The organism is Streptomyces sp. NPDC048192 (genome assembly GCF_043202415.1).
GTDB lineage: Bacteria > Actinomycetota > Actinomycetes > Streptomycetales > Streptomycetaceae > Streptomyces.
This window is the reverse complement of the sequence record NZ_JBIDAL010000005.1, coordinates 472,809-490,079: the sequence shown is the minus strand read 5'-3', so window position 1 is coordinate 490,079 and position 17,271 is coordinate 472,809. Positions and strand designations below refer to the sequence as shown.

The 17,271-nt window shown below is 72.7% G+C and carries 14 protein-coding genes; 10 read left to right on the top strand and 4 right to left on the bottom strand.

Features of this window, described 5'->3' with window-relative positions; genetic code table 11:
• The first annotated feature begins 138 nt into the window (after window positions 1–138).
• The 3 genes from ACGFZN_RS13035 (at window position 139) to ACGFZN_RS13025 (ending at window position 3,314) form a co-directional block, all read left to right on the top strand.
• Window positions 139–810 carry an aerial mycelium formation protein gene (locus ACGFZN_RS13035; RefSeq protein WP_393858512.1) on the top strand — a complete coding sequence of 224 codons (672 nt, stop codon included), beginning with the start codon at window positions 139–141 and terminating at the stop codon, window positions 808–810.
• 51 nt (window positions 811–861) lie between these two features.
• The gene (locus ACGFZN_RS13030; protein WP_393858511.1) at window positions 862–2,097 is read left to right on the top strand and encodes a GNAT family N-acetyltransferase; all 1,236 of its coding nucleotides are present in this window, start codon (window positions 862–864) and stop codon (window positions 2,095–2,097) included.
• A gap of 302 nt (window positions 2,098–2,399) precedes the next feature.
• Complete coding sequence (locus ACGFZN_RS13025) at window positions 2,400–3,314, top strand: winged helix-turn-helix domain-containing protein (RefSeq protein WP_393858510.1); 915 nt, start codon at window positions 2,400–2,402, stop codon at window positions 3,312–3,314.
• A 17-nt stretch (window positions 3,315–3,331) separates the two neighbouring features.
• Here the strand turns inward: ACGFZN_RS13025 and ACGFZN_RS13020 are convergent, their stop codons facing one another.
• Window positions 3,332–3,499, bottom strand: a complete 168-nt coding sequence (locus ACGFZN_RS13020) for a hypothetical protein (protein ID WP_393858509.1) — start codon at window positions 3,497–3,499, stop codon at window positions 3,332–3,334.
• A gap of 134 nt (window positions 3,500–3,633) precedes the next feature.
• Between ACGFZN_RS13020 and ACGFZN_RS13015 the strand changes: the two genes are divergently transcribed.
• The 6 genes from ACGFZN_RS13015 to ACGFZN_RS12990 all read left to right on the top strand — a co-directional run bounded on the left by ACGFZN_RS13015 (window position 3,634) and on the right by ACGFZN_RS12990 (window position 11,896).
• On the top strand, window positions 3,634–4,518 hold the full coding sequence (locus ACGFZN_RS13015; protein WP_393858508.1) for a winged helix-turn-helix domain-containing protein: 885 nt from the start codon (window positions 3,634–3,636) through the stop codon (window positions 4,516–4,518).
• A complete protein-coding gene (locus tag ACGFZN_RS13010; protein WP_393858507.1) occupies window positions 4,467–5,267 on the top strand; it encodes an HAD family hydrolase in 801 nt (266 codons plus the stop codon). The genes ACGFZN_RS13015 and ACGFZN_RS13010 overlap by 52 nt, the downstream gene beginning before the upstream one ends.
• Window positions 5,268–5,605: 338 nt before the next feature.
• Window positions 5,606–6,502, top strand: a complete 897-nt coding sequence (locus tag ACGFZN_RS13005; protein ID WP_393858506.1) for a GntR family transcriptional regulator — start codon at window positions 5,606–5,608, stop codon at window positions 6,500–6,502.
• Between the two features lie 345 nt (window positions 6,503–6,847).
• The gene (locus tag ACGFZN_RS13000) at window positions 6,848–8,950 is read left to right on the top strand and encodes a phosphotransferase (RefSeq protein WP_393858583.1); all 2,103 of its coding nucleotides are present in this window, start codon (window positions 6,848–6,850) and stop codon (window positions 8,948–8,950) included.
• A 233-nt stretch (window positions 8,951–9,183) separates the two neighbouring features.
• On the top strand, window positions 9,184–9,801 hold the full coding sequence (locus ACGFZN_RS12995; protein WP_393858505.1) for a TetR family transcriptional regulator: 618 nt from the start codon (window positions 9,184–9,186) through the stop codon (window positions 9,799–9,801).
• 64 nt (window positions 9,802–9,865) lie between these two features.
• Entirely contained in the window at window positions 9,866–11,896 is a 2,031-nt protein-coding gene (locus tag ACGFZN_RS12990) for a HelD family protein (protein ID WP_393858504.1), read from the top strand.
• Window positions 11,897–11,919: 23 nt separating this feature from the next.
• On the opposite strand, the gene ACGFZN_RS12985 is transcribed toward ACGFZN_RS12990, so the two are convergent.
• From ACGFZN_RS12985 to ACGFZN_RS12975, 3 genes are all read right to left on the bottom strand, one after another.
• Window positions 11,920–14,289, bottom strand: coding sequence for an ATP-binding cassette domain-containing protein (locus ACGFZN_RS12985; protein ID WP_393858503.1), 2,370 nt, complete (start codon window positions 14,287–14,289; stop codon window positions 11,920–11,922).
• A 118-nt stretch (window positions 14,290–14,407) separates the two neighbouring features.
• Window positions 14,408–15,268 (bottom strand): GNAT family N-acetyltransferase, encoded by an 861-nt coding sequence (locus ACGFZN_RS12980; RefSeq protein ID WP_393858502.1) that lies wholly within the window; start codon window positions 15,266–15,268, stop codon window positions 14,408–14,410.
• Between the two features lie 90 nt (window positions 15,269–15,358).
• Window positions 15,359–16,051 (bottom strand): TetR/AcrR family transcriptional regulator, encoded by a 693-nt coding sequence (locus tag ACGFZN_RS12975; protein ID WP_393858501.1) that lies wholly within the window; start codon window positions 16,049–16,051, stop codon window positions 15,359–15,361.
• 55 nt (window positions 16,052–16,106) lie between these two features.
• On the opposite strand from ACGFZN_RS12975, the gene ACGFZN_RS12970 reads away from it, so the two are divergent.
• Window positions 16,107–17,225: an FAD-dependent oxidoreductase gene (locus ACGFZN_RS12970; protein WP_393858500.1), complete on the top strand. Its 1,119-nt coding sequence runs from the start codon at window positions 16,107–16,109 to the stop codon at window positions 17,223–17,225.
• The last annotated feature ends 46 nt before the right edge of the window (window positions 17,226–17,271 follow it).

Below are 17,271 nucleotides of genomic sequence, written 5' to 3'. Positions count from 1 at the left end.
CGGTACGCGGTCACAGGGGGTCCAATATCGATCCCTTACCCCCCATCTGGGGCTGTTCGGGGGCACTCGGTCACATAGGGGCCGGTTGGGGTGGCACGATGCTGTCACACGCCGGTCGAGGGGACGGTCACACGCACGATGAGCACACCGAGTACCAGCGGGCAGCTGGGGGCGCAGGGGACGTACCGGCCGCCCGTCCAGCGCGCCGACGAGCCGGAAGGGCCCGTGCCCGCGGCGGGCGCCGTGCATCAGGCGGGTCCCGGGCATCAGGCGGGTCCCGTGCATGCGGCGGGCCTCACGCCGTCCGCGCGGCCCGAGCCGGAGCCGGCCCGGCTGACCCTGCCGGAGCTGCGCACGCTGCGCCGCGACGCCCAGCGCGACGAGGCGGACCTCAGCTATGTGCGGCGGCTGCTGCAGGGCCGGATCGACATCCTGCGCGCGGAGCTGTGCCGGCGCGGCCGGGCGTCCGTGCCGGCGCCCGCGGACGGTTCGATGGTCGACCGGCTCCCGGAGATCCTCAAGGACGCCCCGGCCCGGCACCGCTCCTCGGCCCGCCACGTCACGGTCGGCACCCCGCGGAGCGAGGAGTACCGGCAGCTGGCCGCCCAGATGCTCGCCGAGGTCGAGCTGAGCGATCTGCAGGCGCGCACGGATCTGGAGCTGACCGCGGCCATGGGGCGCCTGGTCCGCTACGAGCAGGAGGTCTCCGGGCGCCGCCAGCGCCTGCAGCAGACGACCGACGAGTGCAGCGCGGAGATCGCCCGCCGCTACCGGGTGGGTGAGGCGCAGGTGGACGACCTGCTGATGTGAGCGCGGCGAAAAGGACGCGACACACGCGCGCGGCGCGCCTACGGTGACCCCATGACCGACGTCCGCACCGTCACCGAGGCCGAGTTCGACGACTGGCAGCGCGCCCTGTGCACCGGTTTCCTGCGGCCGCCGGTGCTGCCCGCCGAGCAACTCGAGGCGCGCCGGGCCCAGTTCGTGCCGGGCCGGCTGCTCGGCGCGTTCGACGGCGGCCGGTGCGTGGCCACTTTCCGCTCCTTCGCGCAGGAGGTGACCGCGGTCGGCGGCGCCGCCGTCCCCGCGAACGCGATATCCGGTGTCACCGTCAGCCCCACCCACCGCCGCCGCGGCCTGCTCACCCGCATGATGAGCCGGGACCTGGCGGCGGCGAAGGAGCGCGGTGACGTGGTCGCCACGCTGATCGCCGCCGAGTACCCGATCTACGGCCGGTACGGCTTCGGCCCGGCGACCTGGACGAGCGAGTGGACCATAGAGGTGCCCCGGGCCGGTCTCGACCCGCGCTGGTCCGGGCCCGGCGACGGCGGCCGCATCGACCTCGTGGACGGCGAGGAGGTGCGCAAGCTCGGCCCCGAGCTGCACGAGCGGTTCCGCCGGGCGCAGCCGGGCGCGGTCAGCCGGACCGAGCTGTGGTGGCAGGCGCACACCGGGGCCGTCCGGCTGCACGCCGACTGGACCGAGCCGTTCCACGCCGTCCACCGCGCGGCCGACGGCGAGGTCCAGGGCCTGGTGACGTACCGGTCCGACGAGACGTGGAACGGCATGCAGCCGGAGCAGACCGCCACCGTGCAGGAGCTGATCGCGACCACCCCGGCCGCCGAGCGCGCCCTGTGGCTCTACGTGTGCTCCATCGACTGGATCACGAAGGTCAAGAGCGGCTCCCGCGGCCCCGACGACCTGCTGCCGTACCACCTCCCCGACCGGCGCGCGGCCCGGATCACCGACCACGCGGACTGGCTGTGGGTGCGCGTCCTGGACGTCGTGCGCGCCCTCGAGGCGCGGACGTACGACGTGGCGGGCACGCTGGTGCTGGAGGTCGTGGACGGCGACGGCCTGGCCGCGGGACGGTTCCGGCTGGACGCCGCGCCGGAGGGCGCCTCCTGCGCGCCCACCGGTGAGCGCGCCGATCTCACGCTGGACGCCGGTGACCTGGCCTCGCTCTGGCTCGGCGACGAGTCGGCGCTGCGGCTCGCGCGGCTCGGCCGGGTGCGGGAAGAACGAGAGGGCGCCGCCCGGAAGGCCGACGCCCTGTTCCGCTCGCCCGGGCGACCCTGGTGCCCGGACCTGTTCTGACCGCTCCCTTCTCCCGGTGGCGCTGACTGTGCATCCGTAGCGAGCTGTTCAGTTGTGGCTGTGCTGCGGTGTTCAGTTGTGGCTGTGCGATGTCGTGTTCAGTTGTGACTGTGCGCTTCGGTGGCCGTCCCCTGTCCGGGCTCCCGGCTCCCCTCCGGAAGGGAGCCCGGTCGGCCAACCACTGGGAAGCTTGACCATGTTGTACAAGTTGGCAGCCAACTTCACCTGACTTATGTCCGTTGGGAAGCGGCTCATAACCAGCTATCCCGGAACTGCCGCAACTTGGCGGGAAGTTGTAGTGTTTGTCCGTGGACCCGGAGCACGCCTCCGCCAGTGGACGGACGAGGCCGCAGCGGCCTCACCCGTCCCACCGCGACATCGCCGACGAACTGCGCACCCGGATCAGGACCGGTGTGCTGCGGGCGGGCCAGCGCATGCCCACGCAGGCCGAGCTGGCCGACGAGTTCGGCGTCGAGCGCGGCGCGGTGCGCCAGGCCCTGCGCATCCTGCAGTCGGAGCGCCTGCTCACCAACGTCTCCAAGGGCAGCCCGGCCACGGTGGCGGGCGTGCCGGGGCCGGTCCGGCCGCCGGCCGGTCCCGCGGCGCCGCCGCAGCCCACCATGGTCGCTCTCGCGCCCCGGATCGCGCAGGCCTTCGCCGCCCCCCACGTGCGGATCGACGCGCTCTGCCTGACCTCGGTCTCGCTCACGCTGGCCATCGGCGAGCCGCTGCGGCAGATCCACGCGGGGCGGCTGAAACCGGCCAAGATCGATGTGCGGGTGCTGCTGCCCAGCCGGGACATCGACCTCGCCTTCCCGGCGCCGGTGGCCGCCGACGACCACGGCCTGCTGCACCGGCGCTGGCTGGTGCAGCGCAACGCCCAGGGCCTGGTGCTGCGGCAGAATCTGCTGGCCCTGTCCGCCACGCACGGCATCGACGTGCGCGTGTCCTTCCGCGCGCTGCCGTTCACCCCGCCGGTCAAGCTGTATCTGCTCAACGGGTCCGAGGCACTGTTCGCGTACTACACGCTGAGGCGCCGCGAGCGGGAGATCGAGCACGAGCATCTGGAGCTGTACGACGCCGACGGCACGCGCTCGATGCTGTTCGCCTTCGAGCGGCGTGCCGGGCGCCGGGACGACGCGTTCGTGGAGCAGTCGCGGCGGTGGTTCGAGGCGCTGTGGCAGACGATCAGTTCGGAACTGCGCTTCGGTTCCTAGGGCGCGGCGCGCGGGAGTTACAGCGCCGGGCCCGCCAGGAGCACGGCGAGCAGGACGGCGCCGGCCGAGAGGGCCTTGTGACTCCTGGTCTCGATGCCGACGGAGATCAGGAGCAGTCCGGTGGCGCCGGCGACACCGTACTTCCACTGGACGAGTTGTTCGACGAGGAGAGCGAGGGCAGGCACGGCGGTTCCCCCATTCCGAAGATTGGCCAACTCGCGAAAGTTGGCAACCAACTCCATCTAAGTTGTCCCCACTTGGTCATGGTTCATAAACAACTTCTCGGCAACTCACCAAAGATGGATTAGAGTTGTAGCGTTTGGTCGTGACTCAGGAGCATGCGGCAGTGAACGGCAGCAGGAGGCTCACCCCCCAGGAGATCGCCGACGCCCTGCGCCGGCGCATCCGCACCGGGGAGCTGCGCCCCGGCGAGCGCCTGCCCACCCAGGCCGAGCTGGCCGGGGAGTTCGGCGTCGAGCGGGGCGCCGTACGCCAGGCGCTGCGGGCCCTTCAGGAGGAGGGGCTGCTCGCCGACGTCAGCAAGGGCAGCCCGCCCCGGGTCGCCGAGCCGCCGGCGCCGCGCGGGGAGCCGCAGCCCACCATGGTGGCGCTCGCGCCCCGGCTGACCGAGGCGTTCTCCGCGCCGCACGTGCGCATCGACGCCGTCTGCCTGACCGCGCAGAGCCTGATCCCCGCCCTCGGCGAGCCGCTGCGCCTGATCCACGAGGGCCGGCTGCGCCCGGAGCGGATCGACGCCCGCATCCTGCTGCCGTCCCGCGACATCAACCTCGCCTTCCCGGTCTCGGTCGACGCCGGGAGCGAGGAGGACGACGCCGTGCACCAGCGCTGGCTGGCCATGCGCAACGCCCAGGGCCAGGTGCTGCAGTACAACCTCCAGGCGCTGCGCGCCACCCATGACATCGACGTCCAGGTCACCTTCCGCGCGCTGCCGTTCACCCCGCCGGTCAAGCTGTATCTGCTCAACGGGATGGAGGCCCTGTTCGCGCACTACATGGTCACGCGCCGCGAGGAGTCCACCGACAGCGGGGAGACGCTGCAGATGTACGACACGCTGGGCTCGGAGTCGCTGCTGTTCTCCTTCGAGCAGCGGGCAGGTGAGCGGGACGCGGCGTTCGTGGAGCAATCGCAGAAGTGGTTCGACGCCCTCTGGGAAACCATCACGACGGACCTGACACTCTCCTAGTGACTTCTGATGCGACGCAGACTGAGACGACGCAGACCGAACAGAGCGCGAACGAGACCGAGATGCTCCGAGGTCTGATCGAAAACGCCCGCGTGGTGCTGTGGGACTTCGACGGACCGATCTGCCGGCTGTTCGCGCGGCACAAGGCCGAGCGGGTGGCGACCGGGCTGGTGGAGTGGCTGGCCGGGCGCGGGCTGCACAATCTGCTCAGCGACTCCGAACGCGGCTCGCTGGACCCGCACGAGGTGCTGCGTGCCGTGGACCTGCGGCACCCGGGCAGCGACCTGGTGACCGAGCTGGAGGAACGTCTCACCCAGGAGGAGCTGCGGGCCGCGGGATCCGCGCACCCCACCGCCTACGCCGACCCCCTGATCCGCACCTGGTCCGCGGTGGGCGCCCGGCTGGCCATCACCACCAACAACTCCCCGAAGGTGGTCACCGCCTATCTGGACGACCGCGGCCTCACCGCCTGCTTCGCCCCCCACATCTACGGCCGCACCGCCGATCTGCACCTGCTCAAGCCCGACCCGCACTGCCTCAACCGGGCACTCGTCGCGATGGGCGCCGCCCCCTCGGCGGCCCTGATGATCGGCGACTCGCCGTCCGACCTCGCCGCCGCGCGCGGCGCCGGCGTGCGCTTTCTCGGCTACGCGCGTAACGCAGAGAAGGGGAAGCTTTTGCGGGAGGCCGGAGCCGCGCACGTGGTCCGGTCGCTGGAGCCGCTGCTGCGCGTGCTGTGGAGCCGGTGACCGCCGGGCGCCCGGCGTCCGGCACCCGGGCTGCCGTACGGCGCCGCACCCGCCCGCGTATCCACGCCGCCAGCGGCGCCACCGCGCCCGCGGCCCAGAGCAGGACCTGTGTCAGGTCGTCGATCTGCACGTCGAACCCGAGCACATGGATCGTCACGGCTTCCTCCCCCGCGGGTCCCGGCAACCGGTCAACCGCCCGGCCTTGCACGGTTGACTGCCCAACTTGACTGCTTGTGGCAGCATGCCCGGCCAACTAGATCCAGTAACGGGCGAGTTGACTTGTCTGGTTGACTGCCCGCACGGGTTTGCCGCCGGTGCGCCGGAGGTACGTACCCGGTGTGGCGGCGGAGCGGCACGACGAGACCGACGGCCGCAGATTCCTCCAGATCACGGAGGAACTGCGGGCGCGGCTGGCCGACGGCTTCTATCCGGTGGACGGGTATCTGCCCACCCAGTCGGTGCTGGCCAAGGAGTTCGAGGTCTCCCGGGACACCGTGCAGCGGGCCCTGCGGGTGCTGCGCAGCGAGGGCTGGATCGAGTCCCGGCAGGGCAAGGGCTCACGCGTGGTCAGGAACCAGCGCGTCCACTCCCCGACGCCCCGGGCGAGCAGGTCCCGGCGCCAGCTGACCCTCGGGCCGCTGATCGCCGAGGCGTTCGAGCAGCCCGAGGTCACCATGGACATCTACACCCTGACGTCGGAGAGCCTGGACACCCATATCCATCTGCAGGCCGAGCGCATCCGCGCCGGCGTCATCGCGCCCCGGCGGATCGCGCTGCGCCTGATCCTGCCGTCCGCGATCGACGCCCTGCCGTACCCGCGGGCGGTGGACGGCAAGGACGACGCACGCCTGCGGACCCGGCTGCGCGGCATCGCCGAGACCCACGTCGCCTCGCTCGGCAAGGTCCTCGGCGAGCTACGGCGCGAGGGGCTCGTCACCTCGGTGGAGTACGAGTTCCGCCACGCCCCCGTCGCGCCGCTGTTCAAGCTGTACGTGATCAACCGCTCCGAGGTGCTGCACGGCCCGTACATCCCGATCGTCCGCCCGGTGTTGCTCGACACCGGCGAGGAGGTCGCCGCGGTGGACGTCCTCGGGCTCGGCGCCACCCTCACCCACCACGTCCGCGACGGCCGGCCGGACTCGCCGGGAACCACCTTCGTGGACAGCATGACGACCTGGTTCGAGGCCACCTGGGAGCTGCTGACGGACGAGGCCGCCACGTCCGCGCCGCAGTAGGCCACGCCGTTCGAGAGAGCGTCGAGTGCGGTGCTGTAGCATGCGCGCACCGCGTGAGCAATCGCTTCCGTTCTTACGTACGGGACGGCAATCGAGCCGACCCGGTGCGGCCTGATACGCGACGAGCGCCAGACACACCCGTTGTGGCTACTCGGCCACGGTTCCGGTCGTGGGGAAAGACCCCCGCGTTTATCGTTTGCCATACTTTCCACCAGCGCGAGCATCTCGGAGCGGCCAGTGGGCGCACCTCCCGTTCCCCACCTCTTCCGTGGGGAACGCGCCGGACCGGGCACAGTGCCCGCGCTGTACGAGAGATTCGTGCATCTCGCCACACGAGAGGGCGAGATGAGCAGCGGCCACCACAACCTGAACTACCGGATCGCGCCCACCGCCCGTATGGCGCAGCTCCTCGGACTGGAGCCCGGGACGTCGGTGCTCGTACGGATCCGGCGCGCCGAGGCACTGCCGGTGGTGATCAGGACGTGGGCGAACGAGGCGGAGATCGTACGGGCCGTCAAGAGCGTCCTGCCGCATGTGCCCGAGTGCCTCGCCGAGGGGGACGGGTTCGCCATCCACCGCTACATGGAGGGCGTGCCGCTGTCCAGCGTCTGCGCCGACGGCAAGCCCGTCGACACGCTGCTAATCAAGGCGCTGGCCGGGCTGCTCGCCCGGATGGCCCAGGTGCGCCGGGGCGCGCTGCCGCCGCTGCCGGCCGCCTGGCCCAGCAACGACCAGGACAGCCAGGGCTTTCTGCAGACGCTGGCGCGCCTCGCCGACCAGCAGATCCGCCGGCCCAACTGGCGGGCGTTCGGCGGGCTGTTCGCGGCGCTGGGCATCCCGGAGGACGCGCTGCTCCGCCTGGCCGAACGGGTGCCGCCGATGGCGCGCCGGCCGTACAGCCTGCTCCACGCCGACCTGCACAGCGACAACCTGATCGTGACGTACGCCGGGGACCCGCCCCTGATCTGCGTCGACTGGGAGCTGGCGACGTACGGCGACCCGCTGCACGACCTGGCGACCCATCTGGTGCGGATGCGGTATCCGAGACACCAGTGGTCCGAGGTGATCGACGCCTGGGCCGAGGCCATCCAGGTGATCCGCCCGGGGGCGGTCAACGGACTGGCCAAGGACCTGCGGCACTACATCGCCTTCGAGCGGGCCCAGTCGGTGTACCCGGACGTCATGCGCGCCGCGATCTCCCTGGACGAGGCGTTCGACCAGAAGGGGCTGGACCATGCCACGGGGGAGGTGCGCCGCGCCCTGGAGGCGGCCCAGGAACCGCTGAACCTGCGCAGCCTGCCCAGTGCGGCGGAGATCGAGCGGGTCCTGTTCCGCTGGCGCATTTCGCGGGGGAAGGCGCGCACGGGTCTGTTCTCCGCTTTCGTCACGCCCTCCTGGACGCCGGACAAGCGGGTGCCCGAACACCGGGACTTCCCCTACGCGGCCGTCCACGCGGCACTGCACGCGGAGGGCGCCGCACCGGCCGGACGGGTGTTCAAGGGAACGGCGCACCTGAACTCCGTGGTCCGGGTGCCCGGAATCGGGTTCCCCGTGGTGGTGCGCCGCAAAGTGGCGAACGTCTGCCGGCGGGAGCGGAGCTTTCTCAGCGAGCACGCGGTGCTGCGGGCCATCGAGGACTCCGGGGTCGCGGTGGCGGCGCCGCGGGTTCTCGCTCTGGGCGAGAGCTATCCCGGGAAGTTCCGCAAGGACAGCTTCGCCATCCACACCTACGAGGGCCCGCTCGACACGAACCGGCCGCCCGAGCACCCGGTGCACGGCCTGCTCCCGCACGAGGCGGACCGGCTGGTCGACCAGCTCTGTGCGCTGAGGGCCGTGGACTACACCAAGCTCGACCCCGCCGCCGAGCGGGACTTCGGTTTCTACGGCTGGCTGGCCGACCAGCTCGTCGCGCTGGTCAGGGATCTGCCCAAGGAGTCGCAGCAGCTGGCCCGCCTCCTCGGCCTGCCCGAGGCGGACCGGCTGCGGCAGATGCTGTGCCGGCACGGCGTCAGCCCGCGCAAGCCGACCCTGCTGCACGGCGACCTGAATCCCTGGAACCTGGTGCGCCGCGACGACGCCCTGGCGCTCACCCTCATCGACTGGGAGCTGGCGACCGTCGGCGACCCCCTGTACGACCTGGTCCGGCACATGCATCTGACGCCGACCCGGCCGGAGATCCGGGACCGGATGTTCCGCCGCTGGGAGGCCCTGATGCCCCCCGAGTACACCCGCGACTGGCAGCAGGACTGGCGGGTCTACCGGTGGATCGAGATCGTCCGTTCGGCCTACGTCGACCTCGACCGCCTGGTCACCGGCGCGAGCCTGGACGCCCCCAACGTCCGCCGCGCCGTGGACTCCTACGCCATGACCCTGGCCGCGGCCAAGGGCTCCCTGGGCCTGCCCGTCCGCCCCACGGCAAACCCCTATCTTGCCCGCGCCCTGGCCTAGGGAGACCATGTCGGGACCGGACTCCGGTCCGGCGGGAGGTACTTGACTCCGCTCGGGCAGCCGCTGGTCACCCGGCTGCTGCTGCTCGGAACCGGACCGATCTGAACGTGTGGTCGCACTTCGACTGTCTGTGGGCGCCGGCCAGGCGGCCCGGCCGGCGTCGCGGAGTGCCGGCCTGAGGCAGGGCCCCCGCCCGGGGCTCCGTGCCCGCGGCGGTGCGTAGGCTCGGCGGTATGGGTGAGGAGATCGGGCTGCGGGAGCGCAAGAAGCGGCGGATGTACCAGGACGTGTCGGACACCGCCGTACGGCTCTTCCTGGAGCGGGGGTTCGACGCGGTGTCCGTGGCCGAGGTGGCGGCGGCGGCCGGCATCTCCAAGCCGACGCTCTTCCGGTACTTCCCGGCCAAGGAGGACCTGGTCCTGCACCGGATCGCCGACCACGAGACGGAGGCCGCGCGGGTGGTGGCCGGGGCGGCGGACCCGGTCGACGCGCTGCGCCGGCACTTCCTCGCCGGGCTGGAGCGGCGCGACCCGGTGACCGGGCTGAACGCCCACCCCCAGGTGCTCGCCTTCCACACCCTGCTCTACGGCACCCCCGCCCTCGTGGCGCGGGCGTACGCCCATCTGGAGCGGTCGGAGGCGGCGCTCGCCGAGGCGCTCGGCGGCGGCCTGGACGCGCGGCTGGCCGCCGGGCAGATCGTCGCCGTGCAGCGGATCCTCGCCCAGGACAACTGGCGCCGGATCGCGGCGGGGGAGCGGGTCGAGGACGTGGAACCCGATGCCGTACGGGCCGCGGAGCGGGCGTTCCGGCGGCTGGCGGCGGGGCTGCCGCAGCTGGGGCGGAGTGAATGAGACTTGGCTAATGAGACATGGTTAAAAATGTAACTCGGTAACGTTTCAAGGGTACCCTGGCGCCATGACGTCACTCGACCCCCGTCTCACCGAGACCCTGCACGCCGAGCGCGCCCACCACGACGCCTGCCGTGCCGCCCTCGCCGCGATGGTCGAGGGCGCCGCCGAGCAGGTCGTCATCGGCGAGGACGTCTCCGCCTCGGGCGCCGACGCCGAGGTGCTCGGCTACCGGCTGCGCAGCCAGGCCAAGGCGCTGCGCGAACTCCCGCCCGGCCCGCTGTTCTTCGGCCGGCTGGACTTCGCCGGCAGCGACCCCGAGCACGGCGGGCAGCACTACCATCTGGGCCGGCTCAGGATCACCGAGGACCCGGCCGCCCCGCCCCTCGTCGTCGACTGGCGGGCCCCCGTCTCCCGCGCCTTCTACCAGGCGAGCGCCCGCGACCCGCGCGGCGTCGAGGTACGGCGCCGGTTCGGCTGGGCGCCCGGCGGCACCGGCGACTCCGCCGACCTCACCGGCCTGGAGGACGAGCACCTGGGCCGGGGCGAGTCGCGGACCAGCGACATCGTGGCCCGCGAGATCGAGCGGCCGCGCGTCGGACCCATGCGGGACATCGCCGCCACCATCCAGCCCGAACAGGACGACCTGGTCCGCGCCGCCCTCACCGACTCGGTCTGCGTCCAGGGCGCACCCGGCACCGGCAAGACCGCGGTGGGCCTGCACCGCGCGGCCTACCTGCTCTACACCCACCCCAAGCGGCTCCAGCGCGCCGGGCTGCTGATTCTCGGCCCCAACCGCACCTTCCTGCGCTACATCGCCGAGGTGCTGCCCGCGCTCGGCGAGACCGGCGTACGCCAGTCGACCCTGCTGGAGGAGATCGCCCGCCACCCGGCCACCGGTGGTGACTCTCCGGCCGCCGCGATGGTCAAACACGACGCCCGGATGGCCGAGGTGCTGCGCCGGGCGCTGTACGCGCGCGTGACCACCGACGGCGTCACCGACCTCGCCGTACCGGACGGCTCCTACCGGTGGCGGGTGTCCGCCGCCGAACTCGCCGGGATCGTGGCCGAGGTGCGGGCCGAGGAACCGCCGTACGCCGTCGGCCGCGAGCGGGTGCGCACCCGGGTGGTACGGCGGCTGCGCGAGCGCGCCGAACGCCGTGCCGGGGTGCTGCCCGCCGCCTGGGTGCGCCGCGTCGAACGGGCACGGCCGCTCACCGAGCAGCTCGACCGGGTCTGGCCGAAGGTCCGCCCCGAAGAGGTGCTCGCGCGGCTCCTGACGGACGCCGGCGAGCTGGCACGCTCCGCCGACGGCCTGCTGGACCCGGACGAGCAGGCGGCCCTGCTGTGGCCCCGCGCGCCCCGCTCGTACAAGTCGGCCCGCTGGTCGCCCGCCGACCTGGTCCTCCTGGACGAACTCTCCGGCCTGATCGAGCACCCGGAGGGCTACGGCCACATCGTCGTCGACGAGGCGCAGGACCTGTCCCCCATGGAGTGCCGGGCCATCGCCCGCCGTGCCGCCTTCGGCTCGCTGACCGTGCTGGGCGACCTCGCCCAGGGCACCACCGCGTGGGCCGCCCGCGACTGGTCGGTGCAGCTGCGCCACCTGGGCCGGCCGGACGCGGCGGTGGTCCCGCTGACCACCGGTTTCCGGGTGCCGGCGGCGGTCGTGGCCCTGGCCAACCGGCTCCTGCCCCGCTTGGACGTCCGCGTCCCAGCCGCCACCTCCCTGCGCGGCGACGGCGAGGTGCGCATCCGGCCGACCGGCGACGTGCCGGGCACGACCGTGACCGCGGTGCGCGAGGCACTGGCCCACGAGGGTTCGGTGGGCGTCGTGGCCGCCGACGCGGACGTGGAGGCCGTGCGGCACGCGCTCACGGCGGCCGGCCTCGACCCGGCCGGCCCGGACGCGCTCGGCGCCCGCGTGACCGTGGTCGCCGCGAGCCTCGTGAAGGGCCTGGAGTACGACCACGTCGTCGCCGTGGAACCGGCGGCGGTGGCGGAGGCGGAGCCCCGCGGCGCCCACCGCCTGTACGTGGTCCTCACCCGCGCGGTCTCCCGCCTGGACGTGGTCCACTCCCGCCCGCTGCCGTTCTGACCCGGGCGGCTCGGCGGCGCCCCTCACGCCCCCACGTACGCCGCCAGGTGCTGCCCCGTCAGGGTCGACCGGGCGGCGATCAGGTCGGCCGGGGTGCCCTCGAAGACGACGCGACCGCCGTCGTGGCCGGCGCCGGGGCCGAGGTCGATGATCCAGTCGGCATGGGCCATGACGGCCTGGTGGTGCTCGACCACGACGACCGACTTGCCGGAGTCGACCAGGCGGTCGAGGAGGGCGAGGAGCTGTTCGACGTCGGCCAGGTGGAGGCCGGTCGTCGGCTCGTCGAGGACGTACACGCCGCCCTTGTCGGCCATGTGCGTGGCCAGCTTCAGCCGCTGCCGCTCGCCGCCGGAGAGCGTGGTGAGCGGCTGGCCCAGGGTGAGGTAGCCGAGGCCGACGTCGGACATGCGCTCCAGGATCCTGTGGGCCGCCGGGACCCGTGCCTCGCCGGCGGCGAAGAACTCCTCCGCCTCGGTCACCGGCATCCCCAGCACCTCGGCGATGTCCCGCCCGCCCAGCGTGTACTCCAGCACCGAGGCCTGGAACCGCTTGCCCTCGCACTCCTCGCAGGTCGTCGCGACCCCCGCCATCATCGCCAGGTCGGTGTAGACGACCCCGGCGCCGTTGCAGTTCGGGCAGGCGCCCTCGGAGTTCGCGCTGAACAGCGCCGGCTTGACCCCGTTGGCCTTGGCGAACGCCTTGCGGACGGGCTCCAGCAGACCGGTGTACGTCGCCGGGTTGCTGCGCCGCGAGCCGCGGATCGGGGTCTGGTCGATCGACACGACGTCCGCGCCGGCCGGCATCGAGCCGTGCACCAGCGAGCTCTTGCCGGAGCCGGCCACACCGGTGACCACGCAGAGCACGCCCAGCGGGATGTCGACGTCGACGCTTCGCAGGTTGTGCGTGCTCGCGCCGCGGATCTCCAGGGCGCCCGTCGGCTTGCGGACCGTGTCCTTGACCGCGGCCCGGTCGTCGAGGTGACGCCCCGTCAGGGTGCCACTGGCCCGCAGCCCCTCCACGGTGCCCTCGAAGCAGACGGTGCCGCCCGCCGTACCGGCGCCCGGACCGAGGTCGACGACGTGGTCGGCGATCGCGATCGCCTCCGGCTTGTGCTCCACGACCAGCACGGTGTTGCCCTTGTCGCGCAGCCGCAGCAGCAGCTCGTTCATCCGCTGGATGTCGTGCGGGTGCAGGCCGATCGTCGGCTCGTCGAAGACGTACGTGACATCGGTGAGGGACGAGCCGAGGTGGCGGATCATCTTCACGCGCTGCGCCTCGCCGCCCGACAGGGTGCCCGCCGGGCGGTCCAGGGAGAGATAGCCGAGGCCGATCTCGACGAACGAGTCGAGGGTGTGCCGCAGGGACGCCAGGAGCGGCGCGACCGCCGGCTCGGACAGCGACCGCACCCACTCGGCGAGATCGCTGATCTGCATCGCGCACGCGTCCGCGATGCTGACGCCCTCGATCTTGGAGGACCGGGCCGCCGCGGTGAGCCGGGTGCCCTCGCAGTCGGGGCAGACGGTGAAGGTGACCGCACGGTCCACGAACGCCCGGATGTGCGGCTGCATGCCCTCCTTGTCCTTGGCGAGCATCGACTTCTGGATCCGCGGGATCAGACCCTCGTAGGTCATGTTGATGCCCGCGATCTTCATCCGGGTCGGTTCCTTGTACAGGAAGTCCTGCAGCTCCCGCTTGGTGAACTTCCGGATCGGCTTGTCCGGGTCGTAGAGGCCGGACTCCGTGTAGAGCCGGTAGTTCCAGCCGCCCGTCTTGTAGCCGGGGATCATCAGCGCCCCCTCGTTGAGGGAGAGGGAGTCGTCGTAGAGCTGGGTGAGGTCGAGGTCGGTGACCGTGCCGCGGCCCTCGCAGCGCGGGCACATGCCGCCGGTGATGCTGAAGCTGCGCCGCTCCTTGATCTGCTGACCGCCGCGCTCCACGGTGACCGCGCCGGCGCCGCTGATCGAGGCCACGTTGAAGGAGAACGCCTTCGGTGAGCCGATGTGGGGCCTGCCGAGCCGGCTGAACAGGATGCGCAGCATCGCGTTGGCGTCGGTGGCGGTGCCGACGGTGGAGCGGGGATCGGCGCCCATCCGCTGCTGGTCCACGATGATCGCGGTCGTCAGCCCGTCGAGCACGTCGACCTCGGGCCGGTTCAGCGTCGGCATGAACCCCTGCACGAACGCGCTGTACGTCTCGTTGATCAGCCGCTGCGACTCCGCGGCGATGGTGTCGAACACCAGGGAGCTCTTGCCCGAGCCGGACACACCGGTGAACACGGTCAGCCGGCGCTTGGGGATCTCGACGCTGACGTCCTTGAGGTTGTTCTCCCGGGCGCCGTGCACCCGGATCAGGTCGTGTCGGTCGGCGGCGTGCGGTGCGATGGCGTCGTCCATGGCGGTCACCGTAACCGGGCCGGTGCGGCCGGCGCTTCTCCGATTCTGACGTTTTCCCGGGCGGTCTCCCACGCGCGCATCCGGCGCCGTGCTCGCGCCCGACCGGTCGGCACTGCCGTCAGGTGAAGTCGTACACCGCCCAGTCGGCGAGCGTGCGATAGCCGAGGCGCTGGTAGAGGGCGTTGCTGGCGGGGTTGGACAGATCGGCGAACAGCACGACGTCCCGTGCGCCCGCGGCCAGCGCCGCCCGGCTCACCTCCGCCGTCACGGCCTCCGCGTAGCCGCGGCCGCGCAGGTGGGCCGGGGTGTAGACGACGTCCACCTGGATCTGGCCGCCGATCAGCGGGTTCATGCCCGCCACCGAGACGGGGACGCCGTCCGGGGTCTCCCAGAGCGTGTAGCGCTTGTCGGCGAAGCGGGTGCCGGCCCACGTGCCGGCGTCGACGGACACGTCCTCCCCGACGGCCTCGGCGAACGCGCCGCACCAGAAGGCGGCTTCTTCGAGGTCCTCCTCGCCCAGGATCCGGGCCCGCCCGGCAGGCATCGGCTCTGGCGGGGTCAGCGTGCCGAGCCGGTACAGCCGCAGCCGCGGGCCGCGCGGGCTCGCCGTCGCGCCGGTGTGCCGCCGCCAGGCCTCGGCGAACGCGGTGGCGCCGGCGTGGTCCGCGCCGACGGAGGGCAGCCGGTGCCCGAGGCCGGCCAGCCGGGCGGCGAGGGCGTCGGCCTGCTCGGGGGTGAGCGGGGTCAGGCCCAGCCCTCGCGGCGGGAGCCGGTAGCAGGCGGCCTGCACCTCGCCCGCCGGCTCCAGCACGCCGAAGACGGGTTTACGGGCGCACAACGCCTCCGCCCCTCGCCTGCGCACCCTCTCCGCCCAGGTCAGCGCCATGACGTGCGCACCGGGCCGTGAGCGCAGGAAGTCCCCCGCGCGGGCGAGGAAGTCGTCGACGTCTTCGGTGAGGTGCCAGTCGTCGGGGCGCATGGGTGAGGGATTGCCCCGTCTCCGGTGAGGCGAACCATGGCGGGCCGCGACCGACGGCTCCGCTTCCCGGGTGGTGTCACGAGCCGGGCGTCACGCCGGGGGCCGGGTGAGTCTGGTGGCCACGGCGTCCAGGACCCAGTCCAGGCCCGTCGCGAAGGACGTCCCGGCGTCCACGTCCGTGCCGTCGTGCACGGCCTTGGCCAGCGCCGGGAAGCGGCCGGTGGCCAGCATCCTGGCCACGTGCGGGCCGGAGGCGCGCTGCCAGTCGCGCTCGGACAGGCCCGTGGCGCGCTCGGCCCGCAGGCCCGCGATCTCACGCCTGACCGCGCCGATGACGTAGGCGCTGACGGTCTCCACGGCACGCATGACGGTGTCGACGTCGGCAAGGCCGTCGAGGGCGGCCAGCTTGGCCTCCGTCACGGCGAGGCCGTTCGGGCCCAGGGCCGGGCGGCCGCCGAGCAGGTCGGCCAGCCATTCGTGGCGCAGAGCGGCCTGCCGGGTGCGGTGGGCGAGGAGGCGCAGTGACTCCCGCCAGTCACCGGGCCGCTCCTCGGGGAGGATCTCGGCCTGGACCTCGTCCACCATGAGGTCGAACAGTTCCTGCTTGGTGGAGATGTGGCCGTACAGCCGCATCGGGCCGGCGTTCAGCCGGGCGGCGACCTTGCGCAGCGACACCGCTTCCAGTCCGCCCTCGTCGGCCAGCGCCACGGCGGCGGCGACGATCCGCTCCCGGTCGAGCGGCACGGGGCGAGCCGGTGGCTCGGGCCGGTCCCAGACAGTCATGGGTTGCACCGTTTCCGTTGCGATACAGCGTATTGGCGAAATACAGTGTATCGGCATGAGACATCGTATCGCCGTGGTCGGGGCTGGCCCCGGCGGCCTCGCCTTCGCCCGTGTCCTGCACCGCCACGGCCACCCCGTCGCCGTCCTCGAACGGGATCCCGCCCCCGACGCCCGCCCCCCGGGCGGCACGCTGGACCTGCACGAAGGGATGGGCCAGCTCGCGCTGGACAAGGCGGGGCTGCTGGCGGGGTTCCGGGCGCTGTCCCGTCCCGAGGGGCAGGCCATGCGCATCCTGGACACGGACGGGACCGTCCTGCGCGACTGGCGGCCGGGTCCGGACGACCGGGCCAATCCCGAGATCGACCGCGGGCAACTGCGTGACCTGCTGCTCGGCGGACTCGACGTCCAGTGGGGCCGGAGCGTGACGCAGGTGGTGCCGGAGACCGGGGGCGGCGCGCTGGTCCGGTTCGCGGACGGGCGGCAGGAGGCGTACGACCTCGTGGTCGGCGCGGACGGCGCGTGGTCCCGGACCCGCCCGGCGCTCTCGCCGGTGGCGCCGCACTACACCGGCGTCACCTCGCTCGAGACCTCCCTCGACGACGTCGACACCCGCCATCCCGGCCTCGCCGAGCTGATCGGCGACGGTTGCGTGGCCGTGTACGGCGCGAACCGTTCCCTGGTCGCCCAGCGCAACAGCGGCGGCCACGTCAAGGTGCACGTCCAGTTCCGTGCGCCGCTGGACTGGCACGCCGGCCTGGACCTGTCCGACGCCGATGCCGTGCGCTCCAGCCTGCTGGCCCTGTTCGACGGCTGGGCCGCTCCCGTCCTGGACCTCCTGCGCCACGGCACCGCCTTCGTCCACCGCCCCCTGTACGTCCTGCCCGTGTCCCACACCTGGACCCACGTCCCCGGGGTGACGCTCCTGGGCGACGCCGCCCACTTGATGCCCCCCTTGGGCGCGGGCGCGAACCTCGCGTTGCTGGAAGGCGCCGAACTCGCCGAGTCCGTCGCCGCCGCTCCCGGAGACCTGGACGAGGCCGTCCGCGCCTTCGAGGAACGGATGTGGGCGCGGGCCGGCCGGTGGGCCGAGATCACGACGGCCGGCCTGGAACGCCTCGTCAGCCCGGACCCGGCCGAAGCCCTCGCCCTCTTCGACGAAGTCCAGCCGTCCTGACCGCCGGGGTCGGGCCGCGGAGTCCGGACACTGCGACAGACTTTTG

Excerpts from the sequence above, each read along its gene's own strand:
- ACGFZN_RS13035 (WP_393858512.1), top strand. The coding sequence starts at position 139 with ATGAGCACACCGAGTACCAGCGGGCAGCTGGGGGCGCAGGGGACGTAC.
- ACGFZN_RS13030 (WP_393858511.1), top strand. The coding sequence starts at position 862 with ATGACCGACGTCCGCACCGTCACCGAGGCCGAGTTCGACGACTGGCAG.
- ACGFZN_RS13000 (WP_393858583.1), top strand. The coding sequence starts at position 6,848 with ATGAGCAGCGGCCACCACAACCTGAACTACCGGATCGCGCCCACCGCC.
- ACGFZN_RS12995 (WP_393858505.1), top strand. The coding sequence starts at position 9,184 with ATGGGTGAGGAGATCGGGCTGCGGGAGCGCAAGAAGCGGCGGATGTAC.
- ACGFZN_RS12990 (WP_393858504.1), top strand. The coding sequence starts at position 9,866 with ATGACGTCACTCGACCCCCGTCTCACCGAGACCCTGCACGCCGAGCGC.
- ACGFZN_RS12985 (WP_393858503.1), bottom strand. The coding sequence starts at position 14,289 with ATGGACGACGCCATCGCACCGCACGCCGCCGACCGACACGACCTGATC.
- ACGFZN_RS12980 (WP_393858502.1), bottom strand. The coding sequence starts at position 15,268 with ATGCGCCCCGACGACTGGCACCTCACCGAAGACGTCGACGACTTCCTC.
- ACGFZN_RS12975 (WP_393858501.1), bottom strand. The coding sequence starts at position 16,051 with ATGACTGTCTGGGACCGGCCCGAGCCACCGGCTCGCCCCGTGCCGCTC.
- ACGFZN_RS12970 (WP_393858500.1), top strand. The coding sequence starts at position 16,107 with ATGAGACATCGTATCGCCGTGGTCGGGGCTGGCCCCGGCGGCCTCGCC.